Raw genomic sequence first — 24,165 nt, 5'->3', positions numbered from 1 at the left:
GAACTCACTCACCTTATTTGGCCTTTTCGCCCTTATTCTTAAGACCATTTTTGTTTTTACGTTTATGTTTCAAGATGGGAATATGTAGACGTTCTTCAATTATATAACATAATATACCCACACGAAAAACAATCTTTGTAGCATGGCTAATCGCATATGTTTTAGCTAAGGCTTTTCCAAAAACAGTAATTCCTGCAACAGCACTTGTGAATAAAACTGATATGGCATTTTGCAGACCACTTCCATCTTCATGTGAAATAAAATGGGATGCCATTTCAATGACAACAATAGCAGAAGCTGTCCCACTTACTATACCCGAAATATCACCAATAACATCATTACAAAATGTTGACACTCGGTCAGCATTTCTTGCGATATAAACAGCATGTTTAGCACCATGTACACGTTCAGATGCCATAGCATGTAAAGGGATTTCATTTGCAGCTGTAGAAGCGACACCTACAATATCAAAAATAATACCAATTAGGACAATACCTAAAACAATAAGTGTACCAACTATAGCATTAACATCACTCAGTAGAATGTTAGATACAATTGTAAAAATAGCCGCTAACACCAGGGTGATAACGGCAATACTTGATGAAAATTTCAACGACTTTTTTATATCAACTTTCATATTTATCCCCTAATTACAAGTGTTCATGTTCAAATAGGTGACTATTATGAAGTAAGCAGATCAAAATGGAAGAGGTCAAAAACAATGCTTCTTATAGTGTAAACGAAAGCTCTTTCTAAATGATAACCGCTTAAAATAAATAGACGACTCTTGAACAAGTCGAATTCCATAACATATTAATATTGGATGGTCATTTAAAAAGTAAACGTTACGGCTTAGGTCCAGTAGGTTTTCCCGTAAGGTTACTCGAGCGTTGCCGTTCAAGCCGTTCCCATTTAAAACCTTACTAACGTTGTCACCAATCGTTAAACTGGATCACCACTTAGTCCGCACTATAATCCTTCTTAAATGTGATTACAACAGTCTAGGAGTTTTCCTCAAACACGCTGAAAGCCATATCCTATCCTCTTTTGCAGAGTCGATTTCATATAACACAGTAGTCAAACTGTCGGCCAAACAAATGTTAAACTACCTAGCTGTTATAATCCCCTCGGCCCCCACTCAAGGCAGGCTACGCTACTATGGACCCACTCAATCATTTGAGGTGAGGGTCATTAGCAGGTTTTCCACATATAAACTATGCGTCTCCACGAACGCAGGGTCATCGCCCACATGCCGTTGCGGATCGCCCTACGTTCTTTACTCCCAGAAACGACCCAAGGCTGGGCGCCCTAAGCCGAAACCAGGAACTTCATCGATGTGCCCTTTGGCGGATTTTTAGCCCCGCCCTCAGATATAGTCGCATGACTAGAATACTGCACCACCCATTTATACAGATATGATTATAACATATCTAAACCTTTGGCTCAATGAATAACGCGATATAGGAACAATTTAGAATTATGTAAAATTTCTATAGAATCCGTACTTCTATCGCTGTATGCTCTACTGGTAATAAAGATACGATTCATTCTTTGACAAGTATATGTATGGATCAATCACTTCAAGAATGATCAACAGGCAGATGTAAGGGAGTAACAGCTTTTTAAGTTCGATTGGTTCAAAAATCAGTGGAGACCCCTAAATCACCACTGATTGAAGTATTACTTTATTGTTTTCTATCTAGAATATAATGAGTCAGTTGTTCCAGACGAGAAGATTTCAGATCTAATGATTCAAGAACAACTAGTGCTTGATCAATATGATCATGTAATGTATCTTTAGCACCTTGTAAGCTTAGAAGTTTTGGATACGTACTCTTATTATTTGCTTCATCACTTCCGACAGGCTTTCCAATATCCTCTTCATTACCTTCAATATCAAGAATGTCATCACGTATTTGAAAGGCAAGGCCAAGATGCTTAGAAAAACGTCTAAGTCCCTTCAATTGTTCATCATTTGCTCCACCAATTAAAGCACCAGATTCTATTGCAAACGTCAATAAACGACCTGTTTTTAAATCGTGGATATGTTTAAGTTGATCTATGGAGAGCTCCCTACCTTCAGCACTTAGATCCTCTTGTTGTCCACCAACCATTCCTTCAGGTCCCGCTGCATGAGCCAATTTTCTTGTAAGCTTGAGCTTCAGGGTGTCGGAAAGCTTTTCCGAATTAGAAACTAAACATTCAAAGGCATAGGTTAACAGTGCATCACCTGCTAAGATAGCGGCGGCCTCACCAAAAACTTTATGGTTGGTTGGTCTTCCACGTCTTAAATCATCATTATCCATAGCTGGCAAGTCATCGTGGATTAAAGAATATGTATGGATCATCTCAAGTGCTATGGCTGTACCCATACCTAAGCTCTCCTCTTCACCTAACGCTTCAATTGTTGAAAGGAGAAGGATTGGACGAAGCCTTTTTCCGCCAGCTGAAATAGAGTAGTTCATTGCCTCTTTTAATTCATCAGGCGCATGAAGTTTCTCAATAGCTTTTGTTAATTGAGTATCTATGGCCAACTTTTTCTCATTTAAAAAAGCCATTAAATTGTCTGTCACAACCCGTCATCCTCCTGGATTGAGAATGTTTTAACTTCTCCATTCTGTTCAATTAATTGATCCATTTTTTGTTCAACTTTTTTCAAACGTTCCTGACATTGTTTAGACAATTCAACCCCTTCTTGAAAAAGATCGATGGCTTTTTCTAAAGGGACATCGTTTTCTTCTAAACGTGTGACAATTGTTTCTAGTTTTGCCATTGCTTCCTCAAAACTCAGAATAGTAGGTGATTCTTGAGCTGCTGTATTCTTTTCATTTATCTCACTCATCTATTTTTCCCTCCTCAATCCCCCAAATTTGACAATCTATTAAGCCATCAGTCAATTTTACCTTCAATGGATCTCCGGGTTGAACATCTTTTACAGATTTTATTAGCTTCCCTTGATCAGTGTAGGATAGCGAGTAACCTCTAGCCATAATCTGCAAAGGACTAAGTGCATGGAGTTGCCCTACAGCATGTTTATATATTGATGTCTTTTCTTGATAACGGAGTTGAATCGCTCGTTGCAAACGGGCTTGCAAAGCATTCGCCATTTTTTTAGATTGATCAGCAACGCTTTTTGGATCATGTTTCAATAATAGCGCATGAATATGTTGACTCAGGTCAACGCATGATTGGTATTTACGCTCTATGGCTTTTGTTAACTGTGATATAGCCATATCCAATTCCTGCTCCTTTTGACGTAAGAGCTGAGAAGGATATTTAAAAGCATAGGCCTTTTTTAAACGATCTAAACGTTCTTCTGCACGATTAACCTTTTGTTTCGCTAAATAATATAATCGATTGGATTGATCCATAATACGTGCTTTTAATTCTTTATAATTAGGTACAGCAAGCTCTGCAGCAGCTGTTGGTGTAGCTGCTCTCAGATCAGCAACAAAGTCACTAATGGTAAAATCCGTCTCATGACCAACAGCCGATATAATCGGCAACTCAGATTCATATATGGCTTGTGCGACGATTTCTTCATTAAATGGCCAAAGATCCTCGATCGATCCTCCGCCTCGACCTACAATGAGGACATCAAGATAAGTCTCTTTATTGGCATTTCTTATAGCTTGAACAATGGACTTTGAAGCTGAGTCACCTTGCACAAGAACTGGAAATAGTGTAATTCTAACTGCAGGAAAGCGTCTTTTTAAAGTTGTATAAATATCACGGACCGCAGCTCCTGTAGGCGAGGTAATAACACCAACTTCATAAGGAACTTGTGGTAAAGCTTTCTTTTGATCTGGTGAAAAAAAACCTTGAGCTTCAAGTTTTTTCTTCAATGCTTCAAAAGCAAGATGAAGTCTTCCAACTCCATCTTGCTGCATGTCCTTAATGTATAACTGGTATTGTCCATAAGGCTCGTATACAGCAATCTCTCCTCTGACAAGAACCTTCATGCCATCTTCAGGTTCAAAAAGCAAGTTTTGGTTATATCCAGCAAACATGACTGACTGAATCCTTGCCCCATTATCCTTCAACGTCATATACATATGACCTCTAGAATGGACTTTAAAGTTAGAAATTTCTCCGCGGAGCCAAACATCTTGCAAGTGCCGATCCGATTCTAACTTTCGTTTTAAATAGCGCGTCAGAGCCGTTATGCTGATGTATCGATCTTCGGACATTCTATTTGCCGCCAATTTCCATTAAGGCCGATTTTATTGTGTTTTCAAGTAACATCGTTCTTGTCATAGGTCCTACACCGCCTGGCACGGGAGTTATGTATCCTGCCACTTCTTTGACACTATCAAAAGTCACATCGCCTACTAGTTTTCCTTTATCATTGCGGTTCATGCCAACATCAATAACAACCGCGCCTTTTTTCACATCATCAGCACCAATGAGATTCTCTCTTCCTACGGCAACTACAAGGATGTCTGCCTGCTTTGTATGCTCTGATAGAGAAGGTGTTTTTGAATGGCAATACGTGACCGTAGCATCTAAATTTAAGAACAGTTGGCCAGCTGGTTTTCCGACGATATTGCTTCTTCCAACAATGACAACGTGTTTTCCAGCAATCTCAATGTTTTCGGATTTCAACATTTCGATAATGCCAAATGGTGTACATGGTAAGAATGTGTCTTGTCCAGTTAGCATTTTCCCTAAATTTAAAGGATGAAACCCGTCGACATCTTTCTCAGGAGCAATGGTTTCAATGACCTTTCTTTCAGATATTTGTTTTGGCAATGGGAGTTGGACAAGAATCCCATGGATCGACTCATTTTGATTTAATTTTTCAATTTCTAAAAGAAGCTCATCTTCAGAAATTGTATCAGGATATCTTAATAATTCTGAATGAATCCCCACTTCTTCGCAGTCACGAATCTTTCCTTTAACATAGGAAATTGAAGCTGGGTGATTTCCGATTAATAAAACCGCAAGCCCAGGGTTAATCCCTTTCCCTTTAAGTTCATCAACTTTAAGTTTCATTTCTTTTCTCTTCGAAGCCGCAATGGCTTTTCCATCAATGAGTTTTACCATTTAAAAATTCTCCCTTCAGTTACTCCATTATAGTTTGATTAATTTTTCTTTAAATCAACCGCTATCTGAGACAAAATACCATTGACAAATTTTCTAGTTTTCTCATCTCCAAAGCGTTTGGCCAATTCGACAGCCTCATTCAAACTTACAGAAGATGGAATGTCGTCTAAATAAAGCAACTCACATGTCCCTAGCCTTAAAATTGTTTTATCAATATTGGCTATACGATCAAATTGCCAGTTTATTAAATGTTTTTTTATCTGTTCATCGATGTGTGGCATATTATGAATGGTTTGATGAACTAGTAGTTCAAATAGAGGATTCGATTGACTTCCCGTTTCCATTTCCTGGACATTACGGATAGCTTCCTCAGCATCGGCCTGACCGACTGTAATTTGGAATAAAGCTTGTACCGCTTTCTCCCTAGCTTGCCTGCGATTCATTAGTTAACTCCCTTCTTGATCCTGCCTTACACCTAAAATGATAGCACAAATAACAGAATCTCCAAATAAAAATCAAAGGGGTTTCCCTTTGATTTTTTTAAGCGATTCAAAAAAGAAGTGAAAGACGGTCTTTTTTAAACGCGCTCTTTTTATTCATTATTCCTATTCATTGTCTTTCTTATTAGTCTCTCCGAATTCAATTCCAACAACATGCACGTGGATAGCTAATACATCTAATCCAGTCATAACGGTTAATGTATCTAAGATGTTCTTTTGAACTTTTTCTGCAACTTCAGGAATTGATACACCGTAGTTCATATGCAGTTGAACATCTAATAAGATACCTTCATCTGTCAATTCAACTTTGACGCCTTTACCGTAATTGCGTCTTGAAATTTTTTCAACAACCCCATTGGCAAATCCACCATGCATGGATGCAACACCAATGACTTCAGTCGCAGCTAGACTTGCAATAACCTCGATGACTTCTGGTGAGATTTCGACATTACCTAAATCTTGCCCAAGTTCATTCATTTCAAATGTTTGATTATCTTCCACTTCAGTCACCTCCATAATTAATTCTTTTCTGTTAATGGATATTTTTCAAGGAATTTCGTATTAAAATCTCCTTGTACGAAAACAGGGTGATTTAACAGTCGCAAATGAAACGGAATCGTTGTAAATATCCCCTCAATAACATACTCATTTAAGGCTCGTTTCATCGTATTAATGGCTTCCTGACGAGTATTACCATACGTAATAATTTTAGCAACCATTGAATCATAGTAAGGTGGGATTACATAGCCTTGGTAAACGGCAGAATCAATACGGACACCTGGTCCACCTGGTGGTAGGTAAGTTTCAACACGTCCGGACGATGGCATAAAGTTTTTATCCGCATTTTCGGCATTAATTCGGCATTCGATAGCATGACCTGTGATTCTGATATCCTCTTGCTTATATGATAAAGGTTTACCTGACGCAACTAAGAGCTGTTCTTTGATTAAATCGACTCCCGTTACATACTCTGTTACTGGATGTTCAACTTGGATACGTGTATTCATTTCCATGAAATAAAAATTTCCGTCTGCTGCATAAATAAATTCAATCGTTCCGGCACCAGAATATTGAACAGCTGCTGCCGCTTTAACCGCCGCACTTCCCATTTCTTGACGTTTATCTTCATCGAGAGCTGGTGACGGACTTTCCTCAACAAGCTTTTGAAGCCTTCGTTGTATCGAACAATCCCTTTCACCTAAATGAATCACGTTACCAAAATTGTCGGCTAGGACTTGTATTTCTACGTGTCTAAAATCTTCGATATATTTTTCGATATAGACTCCTGGGTTTCCGAACGCTTTTTCAGCCTCGGTTTGTGTAATTGCAATCCCTTTTTTCAATTCTTCTTCATCTCTTGCAATCCGAATTCCTTTACCTCCACCACCGGCCGTTGCTTTGATTATAACAGGATAGCCGATGATTCCCGCAACGTTAATAGCTTCTTCCATTGTTTCGATAATACCTTCTGAACCCGGAACAACAGGGACTCCCGCTTTTTTCATAGTACTTCTTGCAACATCTTTAATCCCCATTTTGTTAATTGCCTCAGGTGAAGGACCAACAAATACAATATTGCATTCCCGGCATATTTCAGCGAAATCGGCATTCTCCGCTAGGAAACCATACCCTGGATGGATAGCATCTACACCTGTTGAAGTCGCAACACTCATGATATTAGTAAAATTTAGATAGCTGTCTTTTGCTTGATACGGTCCAATACAATAGGCTTCATCCGCCAGTTGAACGTGCAGGGCATCTTTGTCTGCTTGAGAATAGACTGCGACAGTTTCTATATTAAGTTCTTTTGCAGCACGAATGATTCGGACGGCAATTTCTCCTCGGTTAGCGATCAATAATTTTTTTATCATGATAAAAACCTCTAATCTTCTTTTACCACAAAGAGTGGTTGACCAAATTCAACAAGTTGTCCATTTTCTACAAGGACGTCAACGATTTCACCTTTTACGTCTGCCTCAATTTCATTAAATAGTTTCATGGCTTCTACGATACAAACCACTGTATCTTTGTTAACTTTCGATCCTTTTTGCACAAATGGTTCTGAATCTGGATTAGATGAGGCATAGAAAGTTCCAACCATAGGTGATTCAATTGTATGTAACTTTGCTTGATCTACAGCGTCTTCGACTTGTGAAGTAGAAGTGGTATTTATGGCCTCTTGATTAGGTTGTACGGTAGGTACTGGCTCGAAAGCAGGCACCGATTGAGCTGGTACTTGAACAACTTGAGTGGCACCTTCAATTTGTTTTTTAAGAGAGATTTTTGTGCCTTCTTCTTCATATTCAAATTCATTAATTGAAGATTTATCAATTAACTTTATTAATTCTCGAATATCCTCTACTTTTAACACGATTAGCACTCCTTTTTATCTTGTCCATCTTTTACATCATTATATCATAGGATATAAGATGATTGCCTTTAAGATCATATCACAAGCCCCTATCTTAGGTACAGTCAACTTTAGATAAACAAAATGCATATCTTCATATAATCTCTGAAACAAACTCTTATTTTCTAAGAAAAACCAAAATAAAGACTAGTGATAAGCTCACTAGCCTTTATTTTATCCGATTTTAAAAGAAAAATCTTCTTTATTATCATATTTGAGTTCTGCCAAGTTAATTTATTTTTTGGTTAGTTCATAATCTACTTTGACTAATTTATCAGCTCCAAAATATTCATTGGTTAATTTCATAATGGTATTCGCTTGTTTATTTGAAAGACTTTTTGTTGCAACGACAACTTGTACACTTTCTCCGTCAGCCATGACAACAGCATCTGAATAGCCTTTCGACACAATGACATCTTCGAGTAACTTTTCATTGCTTGCGATCGTTTTTAATGACTCTAATTTGTCATATGCCTTACTAACAGCTTGTGTGGAGCTCTTTTCTGAATTAATCACGCCTTGATATTCTTTTTCAAGTTTTCTTTGTTCATCAGCATGTTTAATTTGGTATTCAGCCATTTTATCTTCTGTTGCCGTTGTTACGATGTCTTTTTTATTTTGTGCTTGATCCTCTTGACTACTTGTATCAAGTGCTGTTGAAGCTGGTTTTCCAGGAGACGTCATATAATAAACCGATAAAACAATAATTAAACTCAACATCGTTAATAACCATACCGTTTGTTTTTTTAACAACATTCATTCTCCTCCTTAACGTTTGGGTAATACTTGTATTTTATAGTTAGGTACGTCAAGCACCGTACTCACAGCTTGCATAATCCAAGATTTCAATGTGGGGTTATTAGCCCCATCTGCCACGACAAGAACACCTCTAACTTCAGGCTGTTCTTTACCGACGATGACAGGTGCCTTTTGGTTGTTATTATCAATAACGACCACTTCGCTATCTTCATTTTTTTCGTTAACTGTTCTTGTCCCGCCATTTCGATCTTGTTCTTCGGTTTGATTCGTCTGGGTTTTGACGTTATCTTGATAGATATTTTTTTCTGTTGAACTAAAAGTAACCATGACAGAAACTTTTGATACGCCTGTTATTTGCTCTAGGATATGAGCCAAGCGTTGATTATAATACGATTCATACTGACTCATGGAGGAGAATTTACTCGTTCCAAGCTTTTCTTTTTCTGACTGAAGTTGATTCGTCGACAAAGACTTCGGCTGAGTAACCGTTGGCAAAGAGTCTTGATGGTCTGTCCCAGAAGACGATGTGAAAAAATGACTGATCAGCATAAATGAAATACCTAAGATACCTAGTAATAATAAAGTTTGCTTATTCAGACGTTTCTTTTGAGAATCATCCGTTTGTTTTTTAAACAATTGATCTTTAATCCACTTTATCAATGTCACTTATTCTCCTCCTTCCTTTTGAATCTGTATCACGTTTTCATCAATGCCCCATTCCTGAGCCAAAAATTGACGTACCTTGTTTAACTCTGCATGTTCTTGACCTTCGATTTTGTTTTCAGACGGGCTATTTGATTTTGAAATATCAACCTGTATAGAATCAACAGGTCTAATCTCATCTTTGGTGTCTTTCATATCATCTCTTGGATCTGCTTGTCCAACAACTACAGCCACTTGGTCAACAGTCAGTGTGTTTTGTGTGTCATCGCTTGTTTTGACCTTTATTTGCTTAATCTCTAAACCATAACGGTCAACTAACGCCTCCTTTACATAATTCTTCATCTTGTTAACCAGCGTGTTATGAATATATGCAGCTTGTTCACTTTCTATTTCACTTTTATTTGTATTTATTAAATTTTTTGTTTGGGACGTGTCATTATTCATGCCAAATTTTGATATAGCTTGATCCATATCTACGTGTAGAATTTTAAGAAGCGGATCGAGGAGGGATACGATAATCACTAAACCGATGACGAGTTTAACATATTTTTGAAAAGCTTTAGCTGGCAGTAGCATGTCAAGGATGATGGCAAAGAAAACAATCAAAATCACATGCGTTAACCAATCAATAAGATAGGACATGCTTCTCCCTCCTTATCTCACCATGAGTGAAAGATTCCCAGAGGCTATAATGATAGTTAAAGCCAGAAAAAACATTAAAGAGACAATGACAAGAGATGCGAGAACATATACCATACTCTTAGCCATAATAGTTAAACTTTCAATAATGGGCCCTCCTCCAAGAGGTTGAATTAAGGCTGCTGCGATATTATAAATAAGGACAAGTGACAAAATTTTAAGTGCTGGGAACGCAATCAGACAAACGAGTAGGATTAAACCTGCTATTCCGATGGTGTTCTTAAGTAAAATCGAAGCTCCGATAACGGTATCTGTCGCCTCAGTAAACATTCGTCCAATAACAGGGATAAAATTTCCCGTAAAAAATTTAGCTGATTTCATTAAAACACCATCAGTAATTGAAGTTGCTGCCCCTTGAACGGACATTACACCTAAAAAAACAGCAAAAAAAACAGCTAACGTTCCGATGGCGATGTTTTTTAATAGCGAAGCCAGTTTAGTTAATTTGTACTGCTCAGTTAACGTACTTACGATTGATACAAGAGCCGATAAGAATAAAATAGGCAGGACAAATTTCGCAATTAACCAACCATTCGTATTAATGAGTAATATGATTAAAGGGTGAAAAAAGGCGACTGATGTAACGCCTCCAGTTGCAGCGGTTAACCCTAATAGCATAGGCATAAGCGCCAATAAAAAATGGCTCATATTTTCAATCGCATCTGAAGCATAATTTATCGCGACCTTAAAACTGTTAAGTAGCAAAATTAATAGCACGAGATAAACAACCCCATAGGCAACTTTTGACACAGATTGATGATCAAATGCGGTCTGCAGTGTTTGAAGTATCATTGAAAAAACTGACAATAAAAGCAAGGTACCAAGTAATTTTCCGTTCACTAACAGTTCATGAAACAAATATTTAATTAAACCGATCATCCAATCATGAAGAACACCTTGTTTGTCCGATGTTATTAGACTTTTAAAGTCAACCTGCTGACTTTCTGGTAAGAAACCATCATATTCTTGTGTAATCTTTTGCCAATAATCCTCTACTTTCGAGAGATCCATATTATTAAATTGTTTATCAACCCAATTTTGCTCAGAAGTTTGGCCATAAGCAACGTCTGGAGAACTAAGTAGCACAATAAACAAGGCTATAAATAGAACTGCAGTCAAATGCCATATTTTATTCGCCTTTTTAGCTAGCATAAGTTTTCCCCTTTCATCATTGCGAAATCAAACCAATTATGGTCTGTATGACCGCCTTCATAATCGGAATAGCTAAAACAAGAATAAGAACTTTTCCAGCAAGCTCAATTTTTGATGCTAAAGCGCCTTCTCCAGCATCCCTTGTAATTTGAGCACCAAACTCCGCAATATAGGCTATTCCAATAATTTTCAAAATGGTTTCCACATAGACGTTGTTTAGATGTGCGGATGACGCAATTTCTATAAGCATGTCCATGACAAGCTTGATTTGATCTATTAAATAAAGAAAAATAAGAGCTCCAACAAAGATGGATAATAAGAAAGCAAAACTTGGCTTCTGCTCTTTTAAAATAAGAACAATAAAAGTCGCAACTAAACCTAAACCCACTATTTGGAGAATATCAATGGTCAAGTCCTCCTTTTCTTGGATCTCGCTTCGAATAAACTCCCATCTCTAAACCATCAGGTTATTTGAGAAGTGAAGGGGATAAAGTGAAACTTCCATCAGTGGGGGGGTTTCGACGCACAGGATGTGCTGGTGCAGGCGTTGCGACAGGACGTCGCGTTTTTAGTCTGCGTCATCCCCACTGATGGTAAGCCTGAACCAATCGGACCTTTACGGGCAGTTGATCCCACACCTATCTTCTTTAAATACTCAGAATCTTGAGGTGGGGGTCTTTTCTAGCCGTTAAGGCGGGATAATAGCTTCTTGATAAAGCCCGATCATGATAAAAGGTACCTTTTATTGAAAGAGAAAAACGTCTCTTATTTTTTCAAAAAGATCATTAATAAGCGTCGCAACCATATACAAAATCACGACAAAACCGATGAGAGTAACCCATTGTGCCCAATCATCTTTTCCCATTTGTTTGAGAACAGTCTGAATCATAGCGACTATAATTCCGATACCTGCTATTTGGAAAATGGTATTAACATCCAGAGACATCTTAGCACCTCCTATTTGAGTCAGAAAGACATCATCCACCTCTCCTAAATAAGCAACAAAACAATGAGGATTCCACTTAAAAATCCAAGACTTTTAGACATTTTTTCATATTTTGTTTGAGCCACGCGAGCTTCTTTCTCTTCACGTTCTAGATGCGCCAGCGTTAATTGAATTTGTTTTGTTTGATTTTCACTATCTTGTTTTCCAAGAGTGGCTCCAAATTGTAATAGGATTTCCTTCTCATTTTTCTTTAGGGCGGTGTTTGGCCAAAATGAGTGGATTGAATTTTCCCATACGGCTTGTAAATTATCTTTTGAATCAACTAAAGCATCCGATAGTGTTTTGAAAAAAATGGATAACGGCTTTGGTAATTGAGTCGCCAGATGTTCTGCTGCTAGTTGTATAGGGGTTAAACCATACACAATCTCGGCTTCTAATGATTGTAAGGCTGAGCGTAATTGCCTTAATTGTTTTGGACGATCACTATATTGCTTGGACACAATGAAACCCATCCACGTCGTTGTTAGTATGATGAGAATGGCACCAATAGGTTTTAACATCTTTAAAACTCCTTGACATGAAGTAGTGATAAGCCGTTTTCGTCACGAATATCCGTGATACGACCCATGCGTGTCTGTTTCTTTTTCGGGAAACTGGTTACTTCAATAAAACGGTCAAATACTTTTTCACGTAATAGTGTTTTCATCATTGGGCGCCTAGAAACCTGTTCATAACCATTGGCATGGATAGTGGCTATCACAGACACTCCCGCATTCATAGCTTCAATCAAAGCTTCACTATCTTCCTTACGCCCTATTTCATCAACGATGAGGACATGAGGGCTCATTGATCGAATCATCATCATCATACCTTCAGCTTTTGGACAGGCATCTAATACATCAACATGAGAACCTAATTGATTTTGAGGAATCCCTCTGATACATCCAGCAATTTCTGATCTTTCGTCAATAATCCCGACTTTTCTCGGAGGGATACTACTTTCTTGACAACCTTCACTTATGATCCGTGCCAGGTCTCTTAATAATGTGGTCTTACCTGTTCGTGGTGACCCAATGATTAATGTGCTTTTCCATCTTTTTTCTTTGTTATTTAGATATGGGATGAGCGGTGTAGCAACACCAATTATTTCCCGAGCAATTCTAATATTAAAAGAACTTACATCTCGAATACGTCTCACATGTCCCTGTTCTGTTATGACTCTTCCTGATAATCCGACTCGATGTCCCCCTTGAATCGTGATGTAACCTCTTTTTAATTCTTCTTCAAGTGTATATAGGGAATAGTTACTTAGTTTTTGAAGCATGTCCTCTGCTTCCTTCTCATTAAAAACGGGAAATTGGCGTGACCCTCTAAGAAAGTAGTTATCTGATGTGACAAGTTCTAATGGTTGTCCAATTCGACAGCGTATTTCTTCAATATGCTGTATCTCTTTTTCTGGCAGTTTCAAAAAAATTTGCTGAATTGATTGTGGTAGTATTCTAAGAACTTCTTTCATAACACCCATCCTTTAATTTCCTAAAATCGGAATGAGTAAGGCATTAGGATTTGTTCGCCTAGTCATCTCAATCAAATATATGCAAGCCTCCCCTTTCTCTATGCATAAAAAAAGACGATCCTCAAATGAAGATCATCTTTTTCTGTATTGTAACAGTCACGTATTTTTACAATTTCGAACTCAAAAGAAACTGTTTTGTCTTGCTTATGATTTAATTTTGATCAAGAAAGTCATTTTTGATTTTCTTTACTCGAATGAGATCAAATCATGGTCAAGGTTATTAGCTTAACGGATGAATAACCTGCTAGTTATGCTCTTGAAACATAGTCTCCAGAACGCGTATCTATGATAAGTTGATCTCCTTGATTAACAAAGAAAGGAACGTTAACAACATAGCCCGTTTCTAGTGTAGCAGGCTTTGAACCACCTGAGGCAGTATCTCCTTTAATTCCTGGTTCAGTTTCAACTACTTCAAGAACGACCGTATTTGGAAGTTCTACACCAAGTGTTTCACCTTGGTATGATTGAATATTGACTTCCATATTTTCTTTTAAAAATTTTAATTGTTCTGTAATTTGAGAAGCATCGAGTTCAATTTGTTCATAGCTTTGGAGATCCATAAAAGCATGAGTATTACCACTTGCATAGAGGTACTGCATTTTACGGTTATCAATGTGGGCACGGCTAACTTTTTCCCCACCACGGAACGTTTTTTCTTGAATAGCACCAGTTCTAAGATTTCTTAATTTAGAGCGAACGAACGCTGCTCCTTTACCGGGTTTAACGTGTTGGAATTCAATAACAGACCAAATTCCACCATCCACTTCAATGGTTAATCCTGTACGAAAATCATTTACTGAAATCATATTTTTCCTCCTACAAAAGCCCGTAACGTCTAATGGACATCTAATGATTATAATTTTCTTTCTACTTGTTCAAAAGTTCTGGGGAGTAAATTGTCTTCTTTTATTAGAGTCAAAGTGCGGTGCTCTAAATGTTTTTATCCTCTTTTTGAACCGTTTTTAGTAGGTAATCAAGCGCATAAATGTAACCCTTAAAGCCCAAACCAACAATTTGACCGATAACGACAGGAGCTGTCACAGATTTATGACGAAAAGCTTCTCTTTGATGGACGTTTGATAGATGCACCTCAACAACAGGTAAGTCAATACTGGAAAGAGCATCGCGAATAGCGATACTGTAATGTGTGAAAGCGGCTGGATTTATGACAATGCCTTGATACTGCTTAGGTGCATCGTGTATCCAGTCTATAATTTTTCCTTCATAATTGGATTGCACACATGTTACATGACAACCTCGTTCTTTCCCAAAAGTCTTTACCTCGTTTACCAAAGAGTCTAATGTTTTATTGCCATAAATCGTAGGTTCACGCTGCCCTAATGCATTCAAATTGGGTCCATTAATGACTAGAAAATGATGCATAATTAAACTCCTTTTGAACGTATGTAGTTTAAGACACTCCATTTGTATTTTAGCATAGCATCATTTATTTGAATAGGCTTTTGAATCTTTACTTGAATCAACTTCAAAAGAAACGGAATAACCTAGAAACAAACCATACAAAATGTATAAGCATAATGTCGTTGTTATCGTATTTTTTCCAAGTTCCCGTACGGTTTCTAAACCCGGTATCCATGGCTGGAATACATAGAAAACGAGGACCCAAAGAAAAAATCCAAAAAGCACACTCATCCAGATCGATTTAATTTTAGCCAAAGTGACCTTATATAAAAGGGCCAAAAATATCGATAGAAGGCAAATAAGCAATATACCGATAAATTCACCTAATAAATGATTCTTCCAATCGCCAAGGGCCCATGGTTTAAGAATCAATGAAGGTCCTACTTTTGAAAAGTTAAGATACTTCTCAACGAAACCAACTAAACCCCAAATGAGCCCAGCAAAAAAACCTATAATAGCAATGCGGCCCAATGATTTACCCTGTTTGTCTTCTTTTCCTGAGGTTTCTGGCATGTCAAACCCTCCCATTTTGTGAGGTTAATTTTCTCAAGCAATAGTATATCCATAAATTGATCATTTCATTTATCATTGGATTTTTTTATCTTGAAGAAACTAAGTTTCCGTAACTAAATCTTGTAACAATCTTTTACTTAAAAGTCCTCATCTTCATGACCTAATATTAACCTCAATCATAAATTTTCTTTATTTTTAACATGAATGAGATACAAATTTGTAAACATATATAATATAATAAGAGTGTGGAAGAAATAAAGCGCTTTCTTTTTCGCATTTTTTATTATTTTACGTATATTAATAAGTATATACGGGAATAATAATTTTGAATTCTAGATAAGGACTTGATTCTATGTAATAAGACAGATTCTGGCCATATTTGTCGGAAATCCATTTAAAAAAGTTGGTTATTCAACCTAGTGGTTTGCTTGCTTTTCTAGTAAAATAGATAGTGAGATAAATTTAAGAATGGTTCAGATTTTCACAATTGAGACGAACCATATATTAAAATATTCCATAACTCACTGTTTATAAAAGAGATGAATCATTAAAAGGTTGGTGTTTTTATGGCAAATAAACAAATTGGCTATGGTGGTCAAGCCGTTATTGAAGGTGTGATGATGGGTGGTAAATACACCACTGTAACCGCTGTCAGACGGCAAGATCGTACAATTGACTTCTTCGAATGTCAAAAAAAGAACGTCCCTTTTCTAAATAAATTAAAAAAAATTCCTGTCTTGCGTGGTATTGTAGCTATTTTAGAATCAAGTTCTCTTGGAACCAAACATCTGAATTTTTCTTCCGAGGCTTTTGAGCAGAAAAATGAAGTTCCTCGAAGTGAAGAGAAGAAAAAATCGTTCGGCTTTGTTCTTGGTATCGCTGTACTAGGGATTTTGTCCTTTCTATTTGCAAAGTTTGTATTTACACTTGTTCCTGCTTTTCTAGCTAGCTTTTTTTCACCAATTGTAACTCATCACACTGGTCAAATTTTATTAGAAGGCTTCTTCAAGATTACCTTATTATTAGGTTATATCTACTTTGTTTCTTTGACTCCCATGATGAAGCGTGTCTTTCAATATCATGGAGCTGAGCATAAGGTCATTAATGCCTTCGAGAACAATTTACCATTATCTGTAGAAAATGTAAAAAGCGCCTCGCGATTACATTATCGATGTGGTTCTAGTTTCATCCTATTTTCTGCATTTATCAGTGTCGCTCTTTATTTCTTTGTCCCAACGGATCCTTTATGGTTGCGTCTCTTGTCACGGATAGCGCTTATTCCCCTCGATTTAGGTATTGCGTATGAAATCTTACGTTTGACAAACCGAGTAAGGGGTATTCATTTCTTAAAATGGCTTGGTTATCCAGGTTTATGGTTACAGTTACTGACCACTAAAGAACCTGATACAGATCAAATAGAAGTCGCCATCCAAGCATTTGAAGAAATGTTAAAACGTGAAGCAATGATAGAAGGAGCCAATTCTATGGTTAAAAACCATGTTGTATAAAAACTTGGAGGTGAGTTGTCGTGAAATCACTCATGTATCCCCTCATATTCTGGTTCATCATTGGCCTCGCAACAATTGGATTACTTGTGAATTTGATTTACCATCCTATGGCATTATTGAGTCAGCTCTTAATCATAGTTTTAGTTGTTTTTCTAGGTATGATTCTTATCAAACGTCTAATGGGTATAGGTACCAATAAAACAGAATATACGGCTTATCGAAAAGCAGTAAAGCAATCAAAGAAAAAACAGCGCCGTCGTTCAAAGAACCATTTTATGCAAAGCAAGTCTCGCCTGCAGCATAATTTTAGAGTCATTTCTTCAGATACCCATTTAAAAAGAAATTTAAATTTAACCAAAGCTAAAGACCACGGACACTTAACCGTTATTAATGGAAAAAAACACAAAAAGAGAAAACGGATGCTTTTTTAAAAAAACTTGCCTATGGCAAGTTTTTTTCGTACAGCTCCTTTACACTTAAGATACGCCTTGCATCCTTGTTTAATATTATTGACTGATTTTTTTAATATGTCCATTTTTTTAGAAATTTGAGCGCTTGTTTTTTCCCTAAATTAAATAATTCATCTCTATCTTTATTTGTTAAATCAAAATCTGCCGTTTTGATATGATTAACAGGGATAAAAATAATATTAGATGCCGCAAATTTTGATATGTATTTTGCATCATGTGCTCTTTGCATCGTTTGGAATAATCCTTGCAGAAGATCCACGCCATTTTTTATTTTTCTAGCTGGTAATAGATCTGGTTTTTGACTGAGTTGTAAACCGAGAAAAGGTCGAGCTGGTTTCTCATTTCCTTGATCGAATAACCAAACTGGAAAATTACTTAGCATCCCCCCATCAATGATTAAACACCTCTCAGCATTTTGATTAAATAGGGAAATGGGTTCAAATAGGAATGGGAGACTACAACTCATACGTACGGCTCTTGCCACGGAAAACATTCTAGAATCTACTCCATATTGATGGAGATCGTCTGGTAAAATCACCATTTTACCTTGAGTGATATCAGAAACGATGACTCTAAGTGACCCTTTTTCTAAATCTCCAAATGTTCGAATACCTTTCTTAAGTAAAAGCTGAGTTATCCACTCTTCAAAATTCGAACCGCTATATAGTCCCATTTGCCAATAAAGTCTGAGCCACTTAACAAATGAAAAACGAAAGATTGGCACTTTACGATCCAGCAATGTTTCCGTATTTAATTCTTTCATGAGATCTTTGATTTCCGTTATGGTATACCCAGCGGATAAAAGGGCAGCCACAATAGAACCCGCACTCGTTCCAGCTATACTTTTATAGCGGTAGCCAGCTTGATCAAGAACATCCAGCGCACCGACAAAAGCAAAAGCTTTTACGCCGCCACCGGAAAAAACAATATCAATATCCATAATCACCACCCCTCCCTCTTTAATAGTAGTAAGAAGCTTATAAGAATAGACCAAAAAAGCCCAAGAAATGAATCTCATCTCTTGGGCTTTACACTAAGGTATAGGCTGAATTACCCCATTCGTACGTGTTCAAAAGGGTGACAAATGAAAAGGGTTACTGGCTAAGTACAGTACACTGGCATCCTGCTAGAACGCCAGTACTAGCCCATCCTGGGCGTCGGAGGCAAAGAGCAGCGCTGTTCCTTAGGACCGGCATTCCATATGACGTGGTAGCTTCAGGCTCCAGCGTGAGCAGTTTTAACCAGAGATCCTCTTGTATCCGCTACATGAGGACCGGAAAAACGAGCGGGCGCCGAGATTCGCAAGTTATCATTTGGTGACTTTTTGAACAACCTCTATTAATTGTTTATGTTTTCATTTTTTTTTCGTAGTCCATCTAACTCAGCCAAACGATTCTTATCTTCATCGAAATATTGAACTAGATCGCCAATTCGATCAATGGCATTCCAACTTAAATGATGCTCTATCCCCTCTACATCAACGTAAATCTTTTCTTCACTTACACCAATCACTCTTAAGAACTTTTCTAATAATTCATGCCGATAAACTAGACGCTCCCCTAAGACTTTTCCCTTTGGTGTCAAGATGAATCCACGATATTTCTCATAAATAAGATATTGGTCTTTATCAAGCTTTTGTACCATTTTGGTTACTGATGAGGGGTGTACCTCAAGTGCCTCAGCAATATCTGAAACTCTGGCATAACCTTTATCTTGTATAAGTAAATAAATACGTTCGATGTAGTCCTCCATACTTGGTGTAGGTGACATGCAGTCTCCCCCTATACTTCTCCGTTTTGTTCTATTTGGATATTACACTATATTGAACTAAAAGACAAGTAAATTTCCAATTTAATCCAATTAGAGCCCTTTTGATAACTATTTAAAAATAAACTAAAAAAAGTTATAATGTGACTAGAGACATATATAAAGGAGAAATTTAAATGAAATTCGATTGGACCATCCTGCTAGTCGCAATACTTGCATTTATTATCTATACGGTGACTCGCACACTTATGCAGCGCAGATATTTAAAAACACTTAATGAAGATTCATTTCGCTCTGGCTACCGAAAAGCACAATTAATTGATGTTAGAGAACCAAATGAATTTGATAATGGTCATATATTAGGTGCCCGAAACATCCCACTGACTCAACTTAAAATGCGTAAAACAGAAATAAGGAAAGATAAACCCGTTTATCTCTATTGTGCGAATGGATTTAGAAGTGCTAGAGCTGCAGCCGTTCTAAGAAAAATGGGTGTGAAAGAACTTTACCAGCTTAAGGGCGGGTTCAAAAAATGGACTGGCAAAGTAAAACACAAATAAAGGAAAGATCATAAAACAGACAGATATCTTAAGATGTCTGTTTTATTTTTTAGGTAAAAATGATGAGGCCTGTGCTGCTTAAGTTTTAATAGAAAAATATATCGTTATCCATTATATTCCATATAAAAATAGAGACATCCATGGACGTCTCTATTTTTATATTTATGTTTAATATTCTTCTGTAGCGGCCTATTCCCCCTTTAGAAGGATATGGCGAAACTTGCTTTAAACTTATTTTGCATTATACCTCAAAACAGGGGTCCGTGCTGCCCTTGTTTCATCAAGTCGACGAATAATGGTATTATGTGGCGCGTCTTGAACGATTTCTGGTGTTTCCTCTACTTCTTTAGCTATTTGAATAAGGGCGTCTGCAAATTCATCAAGGGTTTCTTTTGATTCTGTTTCCGTAGGTTCAATCATCATCGATTCATCTACAATCATAGGGAAATAAATGGTTGGTGGATGGTAACCATAATCAAGCAATCTCTTTGCTATATCAAGTGTTCTAACACCGAGTTTCTTTTGTCTTCTTCCTGATAAAACGAATTCATGTTTACAATATTGATTAAAGGCAACATCATAATATGGTGCTAAACGTTTCATTAAATAATTCGCGTTCAAAACGGCATTTTTTGACACTTGGGCTAGCCCTTCAGGACCCATCGTACGGATATAACTATAGGCACGAACATTTATTCCAAAGTTTCCATAGTAAGGTTTTACGCGGCCAATTGATTCGGGACGATCGTAATCAAAGGTGTATTGGTCATCCTTTTTCACTAAAACCGGTTTTGGTAAAAATCTAGCTAACTCTGCTTTTACGCCAACAGGTCCGGATCCAGGACCACCACCTCCATGTGGACCAGTGAATGTTTTATGAAGATTTAAGTGAACAACATCAAAGCCCATATCTCCAGGTCTTGTTATACCCATGATTGCATTCATGTTCGCTCCATCGTAGTAAACGCGTCCGCCAGCTTCATGTATAATTTCGGCTATTTCTGAAATGTGCTCTTCAAATAACCCTAACGTGTTTGGATTCGTTAACATCAAGGCTGCCGTTGTATCATCCACCACGCGTCTTAAATCGTCTAAATCCACTAAACCTTTTTCATTAGATTTAACGGTCACTGCTTCAAAACCAGCGACAGAAGCAGAGGCTGGATTTGTCCCGTGGGCTGAGTCAGGAATGATCACCTTTGTACGTTTAAAATCACCATTTGCCTCATGAAAGGCCCGTATAATCATTAGTCCTGTCCATTCACCATGAGCACCTGCTGCTGGTTGTAAAGTCACTTCATCCATACCCGTTATTTCTGCAAGATTGGTCTGCAAACGGTACAGCATTTCCATAGCCCCTTGAACCGTCGACTCATCTTGATAAGGGTGGATATGACTGAAACCATCAAGTCGTGCTAAAACTTCATTAACTTTTGGATTATATTTCATTGTACAAGAGCCGAGTGGATAAAAGCCCGAATCAACGCCAAAATTCCGTTTTGAAAGGGCCGTATAATGACGAACGATTTGTAATTCGGACACTTCTGGAAGTTCCGGCTCCTTGTTTCGAATATAGTCAGAATCAAGAAATTCGGTTAGATTGACGCTCGGAACATCACATTCAGGAAGACTATAGCCAATCCGTCCTTCTTTAGAACATTCAAAGATGAGTGCTTGCTCTTTATTATTCATGAATCAGTCCTCCTAAAATGGATGCAAATTGATCAATTTGCGTTTTTGTCCGTTGTTCTGTCACCGCAATTAGCATATGGTTTTTCTTTGTTTCATCCTCTCGTCCAAGATCGTAACCACCAATAAATCCGTGTTCAAGAAGTTTTTGATTAATCTCTTTAACGGGTTGTTTGACATCTACAACAAATTCATTGAAGAAGGAGCCATTCGTAAGCACCGTAACACCCTCTTTTTGCAATTGAGCTTTAGCGTAGTGAGCTTTCTGGATGTTTTGGTTGGCAATATCACGAATCCCTTTTCTACCAAGGGCTGTCATGGCTACAGAAGATGCAAGGGCATTTAAAGCTTGGTTTGAACAGATATTTGAAGTCGCTTTGTCCCGTCTAATGTGTTGTTCACGAGCTTGGAGCGTCAACACATACCCACGTTTTCCATCTTCGTCGACTGTCTCACCTACTAAGCGACCTGGGGTTTTTCGCATTAATTTTTTTGTTGTTGCAAAATAGCCACAATGAGGCCCACCAAAAGCTTGCGAGATACCAAGCGGTTGACAATCGCCTACGACAATATCAGCACCAAATTCACCAGGAGGTGTTAATAAACCTAATGAGAGCGGATTACATGAAACAACGAAGTGTGCCTTTTTAGCTTGCCGTGTTAAAGTTTCAATTTCTTTCAATGGTTCGATTTGACCAAAGAAATTTGGGTATTGTACAATGACTGCGGCTGTATCTTGATCAATTGCCTCTTTTAATTGCTCTAGATCCGTCGTGCCATCCTTTAATGGAATCTCGACAACCTCAAGGTGTTGACCTTTGGCGTAAGTTTGTAAAACAAGACGGCTTTCTGGGTGAACAGCGCTAGAAACAATGATCTTTTGTTTACGGGCGGAAGAACAACTTAGAAGAGCTGCTTCTGCCAAAGCTGTTGGTCCATCATACATGGATGAATTAGCCACATCCATCGCTGTTAACTCACTAATCATTGTTTGAAATTCAAAAATAGCTTGCAGTTCACCTTGTGAAATTTCTGGTTGATACGGGGTATAAGCCGTGTAAAATTCCGATCTTGAAATTATACTATCCACAACGGAAGGAATATAATGGTCATATACACCCGCACCTAAAAAAGAAGGTGTATCTTTGAGATTAGTGTTCTTTTTAGCTAATCTAGACATTTCCTGTAATAGTTCAGGTTCAGATAAAGCTTTTTCAACATTTAATGTTCCTTTAAAACGAACTTTCTCTGGTACATCAGAGAACAGTGTCTCTTCGGATGTAATACCAATTTCCTTAAGCATTTCCTTTCGATCCTGTTCAGTCATTGGCAAGTAACGAAATGTGGCCATGAATATCCCCCTTATTTGCTTCCCTTTTTATAAAATGGTGCCTTAATCACTATGGCTAAACGTTTTTTCCCGCGAATATCGATTTCAACTTGTTGATCCAATCTTGCAAATTCTGATTTTATGAGAGCAAGGCCTAGATTTTTCTTTAACGTTGGTGATTGAGTGCCGGTTGTCACTTCTCCCACCTGCTCTTCATCGACAAAGACTGCATAATGTGAACGCGGAATCCCTTTGTCGATCATTTCAATTCCGACAAGTTTACGTTCTGGCCCTTCATCTTTTTGTTTTTTAAGACTTTCTTGACCGATAAATGGCACTGATTTATTTACTTTTACAGCAAAACCAATACCAGCTTCAATTGGGGATATGGTTCGGCTTAATTCTTGCCCATAAAGAGCGAGTTTCCCTTCGAATCGAAGGGTATCTCGTGCACCTAAACCACATGGCACCAAGCCTGCTTCCTGACCAATGTCTAGTAATTTTTTCCAAATTACTTCTGCTTGATCCGATGGACAATAAATTTCAAAGCCATCTTCCGCAGTATAACCCGTCCTGGAAACTAACGACGGAACACCGTTAACGAGAATATTATCTTTAAAAGTAAAACCTTTCATTTGATTAAGAGGTTCAGAAGTCACTTGTTGTAAAATCGATTCTGCAAGGGGTCCTTGCAAAGCAAGTTGCGCTATTTCAGATGAACAATTGGTTAGTTTAACATCTCTGTCTTCATTGACATGCTCCCTAAGCCATTTAAAGTCTTTATCGGTGTTAGATGCATTAACAACAAGTAGAAATTCGCTTTCTCCTTTTTTGTAGACAAGTAAATCATCAACTGTGCCGCCATCTTCATAGCACATGGCCGTATACAAGGCTTCTCCTACGTTTATATTTGAAAGATCATTTGTCATCATATATTGTAAATAGGCTTCTGAATCTTTTCCTGTTACTAGGACTTCACCCATATGTGAAACATCAAAGAGCCCAGCCTTTGTACGAACGGCTTCATGCTCATGTTTAATACTTGAGAATTGAACGGGTAGATCCCAGCCCCCGAAATCGATTAACTTTGCCCCTGTTTGTTTATAAGTCTCATAGAGTGGTGTTCTTTTTCCCCCAACCATATCCTCGCTCCTT

The 24,165-nt window shown here is 37.7% G+C and carries 28 protein-coding genes; 3 read left to right on the top strand and 25 right to left on the bottom strand.

Going from position 1 to position 24,165, the window contains the following annotated elements; genetic code table 11:
* Positions 1–13: 13 nt before the first annotated feature.
* From FG390_RS12735 to FG390_RS12640, 20 genes are all read right to left on the bottom strand, one after another.
* Positions 14–637: a hypothetical protein gene (locus FG390_RS12735; RefSeq protein WP_141191417.1), complete on the bottom strand. Its 624-nt coding sequence runs from the start codon at positions 635–637 to the stop codon at positions 14–16.
* Between the two features lie 1,048 nt (positions 638–1,685).
* Positions 1,686–2,573, bottom strand: a complete 888-nt coding sequence (locus FG390_RS12730) for a polyprenyl synthetase family protein (protein WP_309147207.1) — start codon at positions 2,571–2,573, stop codon at positions 1,686–1,688.
* Complete coding sequence (xseB, locus tag FG390_RS12725) at positions 2,570–2,842, bottom strand: exodeoxyribonuclease VII small subunit (RefSeq protein WP_141191416.1); 273 nt, start codon at positions 2,840–2,842, stop codon at positions 2,570–2,572. Before xseB ends, FG390_RS12730 begins: the two co-directional genes overlap by 4 nt.
* Positions 2,835–4,190 carry an exodeoxyribonuclease VII large subunit gene (xseA, locus tag FG390_RS12720; RefSeq protein WP_141191415.1) on the bottom strand — a complete coding sequence of 452 codons (1,356 nt, stop codon included), beginning with the start codon at positions 4,188–4,190 and terminating at the stop codon, positions 2,835–2,837. Before xseA ends, xseB begins: the two co-directional genes overlap by 8 nt.
* A 1-nt stretch (position 4,191) precedes the next feature.
* Positions 4,192–5,046 carry a bifunctional methylenetetrahydrofolate dehydrogenase/methenyltetrahydrofolate cyclohydrolase FolD gene (gene folD, locus FG390_RS12715; protein ID WP_141191414.1) on the bottom strand — a complete coding sequence of 285 codons (855 nt, stop codon included), beginning with the start codon at positions 5,044–5,046 and terminating at the stop codon, positions 4,192–4,194.
* A gap of 38 nt (positions 5,047–5,084) precedes the next feature.
* The gene (gene nusB, locus FG390_RS12710; RefSeq protein ID WP_141191413.1) at positions 5,085–5,489 is read right to left on the bottom strand and encodes a transcription antitermination factor NusB; all 405 of its coding nucleotides are present in this window, start codon (positions 5,487–5,489) and stop codon (positions 5,085–5,087) included.
* A gap of 162 nt (positions 5,490–5,651) precedes the next feature.
* A complete protein-coding gene (locus FG390_RS12705; protein ID WP_373681553.1) occupies positions 5,652–6,047 on the bottom strand; it encodes an Asp23/Gls24 family envelope stress response protein in 396 nt (131 codons plus the stop codon).
* A 17-nt stretch (positions 6,048–6,064) separates the two neighbouring features.
* Entirely contained in the window at positions 6,065–7,417 is a 1,353-nt protein-coding gene (gene accC / locus FG390_RS12700) for an acetyl-CoA carboxylase biotin carboxylase subunit (RefSeq protein ID WP_141191411.1), read from the bottom strand.
* 11 nt (positions 7,418–7,428) lie between these two features.
* On the bottom strand, positions 7,429–7,917 hold the full coding sequence (gene accB / locus FG390_RS12695; RefSeq protein ID WP_141191410.1) for an acetyl-CoA carboxylase biotin carboxyl carrier protein: 489 nt from the start codon (positions 7,915–7,917) through the stop codon (positions 7,429–7,431).
* A gap of 273 nt (positions 7,918–8,190) precedes the next feature.
* The gene (locus FG390_RS12690) at positions 8,191–8,712 is read right to left on the bottom strand and encodes a SpoIIIAH-like family protein (RefSeq protein WP_246092778.1); all 522 of its coding nucleotides are present in this window, start codon (positions 8,710–8,712) and stop codon (positions 8,191–8,193) included.
* A 12-nt stretch (positions 8,713–8,724) separates the two neighbouring features.
* Entirely contained in the window at positions 8,725–9,381 is a 657-nt protein-coding gene (gene spoIIIAG, locus FG390_RS12685) for a stage III sporulation protein AG (RefSeq protein ID WP_141191409.1), read from the bottom strand.
* Positions 9,382–10,020, bottom strand: a complete 639-nt coding sequence (spoIIIAF, locus tag FG390_RS12680) for a stage III sporulation protein AF (RefSeq protein WP_141191408.1) — start codon at positions 10,018–10,020, stop codon at positions 9,382–9,384.
* A 12-nt stretch (positions 10,021–10,032) separates the two neighbouring features.
* Positions 10,033–11,229, bottom strand: a complete 1,197-nt coding sequence (gene spoIIIAE, locus FG390_RS12675) for a stage III sporulation protein AE (RefSeq protein WP_141191407.1) — start codon at positions 11,227–11,229, stop codon at positions 10,033–10,035.
* A 16-nt stretch (positions 11,230–11,245) separates the two neighbouring features.
* A complete protein-coding gene (gene spoIIIAD / locus FG390_RS12670; RefSeq protein ID WP_141191406.1) occupies positions 11,246–11,641 on the bottom strand; it encodes a stage III sporulation protein AD in 396 nt (131 codons plus the stop codon).
* A gap of 330 nt (positions 11,642–11,971) precedes the next feature.
* The gene (spoIIIAC, locus tag FG390_RS12665) at positions 11,972–12,175 is read right to left on the bottom strand and encodes a stage III sporulation protein AC (protein ID WP_141191405.1); all 204 of its coding nucleotides are present in this window, start codon (positions 12,173–12,175) and stop codon (positions 11,972–11,974) included.
* A gap of 44 nt (positions 12,176–12,219) precedes the next feature.
* The gene (gene spoIIIAB / locus FG390_RS12660) at positions 12,220–12,735 is read right to left on the bottom strand and encodes a stage III sporulation protein SpoIIIAB (protein ID WP_141191404.1); all 516 of its coding nucleotides are present in this window, start codon (positions 12,733–12,735) and stop codon (positions 12,220–12,222) included.
* Positions 12,736–12,737: 2 nt separating this feature from the next.
* Complete coding sequence (gene spoIIIAA / locus FG390_RS12655) at positions 12,738–13,691, bottom strand: stage III sporulation protein AA (protein WP_141191403.1); 954 nt, start codon at positions 13,689–13,691, stop codon at positions 12,738–12,740.
* A 308-nt stretch (positions 13,692–13,999) separates the two neighbouring features.
* A complete protein-coding gene (gene efp, locus FG390_RS12650) occupies positions 14,000–14,557 on the bottom strand; it encodes an elongation factor P (RefSeq protein ID WP_141191402.1) in 558 nt (185 codons plus the stop codon).
* Positions 14,558–14,681: 124 nt separating this feature from the next.
* A complete protein-coding gene (gene aroQ / locus FG390_RS12645; protein WP_141191401.1) occupies positions 14,682–15,134 on the bottom strand; it encodes a type II 3-dehydroquinate dehydratase in 453 nt (150 codons plus the stop codon).
* A gap of 60 nt (positions 15,135–15,194) precedes the next feature.
* On the bottom strand, positions 15,195–15,686 hold the full coding sequence (locus tag FG390_RS12640) for a YqhR family membrane protein (RefSeq protein ID WP_141191400.1): 492 nt from the start codon (positions 15,684–15,686) through the stop codon (positions 15,195–15,197).
* A 566-nt stretch (positions 15,687–16,252) separates the two neighbouring features.
* On the opposite strand from FG390_RS12640, the gene FG390_RS12635 reads away from it, so the two are divergent.
* Both FG390_RS12635 and FG390_RS12630 read left to right on the top strand, forming a co-directional pair.
* Positions 16,253–17,194, top strand: a complete 942-nt coding sequence (locus FG390_RS12635; RefSeq protein WP_141191399.1) for a DUF1385 domain-containing protein — start codon at positions 16,253–16,255, stop codon at positions 17,192–17,194.
* 20 nt (positions 17,195–17,214) lie between these two features.
* Positions 17,215–17,625: an SA1362 family protein gene (locus FG390_RS12630; protein WP_141191398.1), complete on the top strand. Its 411-nt coding sequence runs from the start codon at positions 17,215–17,217 to the stop codon at positions 17,623–17,625.
* A gap of 91 nt (positions 17,626–17,716) precedes the next feature.
* Here FG390_RS12630 and FG390_RS12625 read toward each other — a convergent pair whose 3' ends face one another.
* Positions 17,717–18,604 carry a patatin-like phospholipase family protein gene (locus tag FG390_RS12625; RefSeq protein ID WP_141191397.1) on the bottom strand — a complete coding sequence of 296 codons (888 nt, stop codon included), beginning with the start codon at positions 18,602–18,604 and terminating at the stop codon, positions 17,717–17,719.
* A 398-nt stretch (positions 18,605–19,002) separates the two neighbouring features.
* The gene (mntR, locus tag FG390_RS12620) at positions 19,003–19,434 is read right to left on the bottom strand and encodes a transcriptional regulator MntR (protein ID WP_141191396.1); all 432 of its coding nucleotides are present in this window, start codon (positions 19,432–19,434) and stop codon (positions 19,003–19,005) included.
* A gap of 173 nt (positions 19,435–19,607) precedes the next feature.
* On the opposite strand from mntR, the gene FG390_RS12615 reads away from it, so the two are divergent.
* Positions 19,608–19,991 carry a rhodanese-like domain-containing protein gene (locus FG390_RS12615; RefSeq protein ID WP_141191395.1) on the top strand — a complete coding sequence of 128 codons (384 nt, stop codon included), beginning with the start codon at positions 19,608–19,610 and terminating at the stop codon, positions 19,989–19,991.
* A 231-nt stretch (positions 19,992–20,222) separates the two neighbouring features.
* Here the strand turns inward: FG390_RS12615 and gcvPB are convergent, their stop codons facing one another.
* Genes gcvPB through gcvT form a run of 3 tightly spaced genes read right to left on the bottom strand, consistent with a single transcriptional unit; the run spans position 20,223 to position 24,152 of the window.
* On the bottom strand, positions 20,223–21,683 hold the full coding sequence (gene gcvPB / locus FG390_RS12610) for an aminomethyl-transferring glycine dehydrogenase subunit GcvPB (protein ID WP_141191394.1): 1,461 nt from the start codon (positions 21,681–21,683) through the stop codon (positions 20,223–20,225).
* Positions 21,676–23,031 (bottom strand): aminomethyl-transferring glycine dehydrogenase subunit GcvPA, encoded by a 1,356-nt coding sequence (gene gcvPA / locus FG390_RS12605; protein ID WP_141191393.1) that lies wholly within the window; start codon positions 23,029–23,031, stop codon positions 21,676–21,678. Before gcvPA ends, gcvPB begins: the two co-directional genes overlap by 8 nt.
* A gap of 11 nt (positions 23,032–23,042) precedes the next feature.
* On the bottom strand, positions 23,043–24,152 hold the full coding sequence (gene gcvT / locus FG390_RS12600; protein ID WP_141191392.1) for a glycine cleavage system aminomethyltransferase GcvT: 1,110 nt from the start codon (positions 24,150–24,152) through the stop codon (positions 23,043–23,045).
* Between the last annotated feature and the right edge of the window lie 13 nt (positions 24,153–24,165).

It is taken from the genome of Terrilactibacillus laevilacticus (assembly GCF_006517395.1).
GTDB classification, from domain to species: domain Bacteria; phylum Bacillota; class Bacilli; order Bacillales; family Sporolactobacillaceae; genus Terrilactibacillus; species Terrilactibacillus laevilacticus.
The sequence above is the reverse complement of the archived record's forward strand: the minus strand, read 5'-3'. Positions and strand labels throughout refer to the sequence as shown.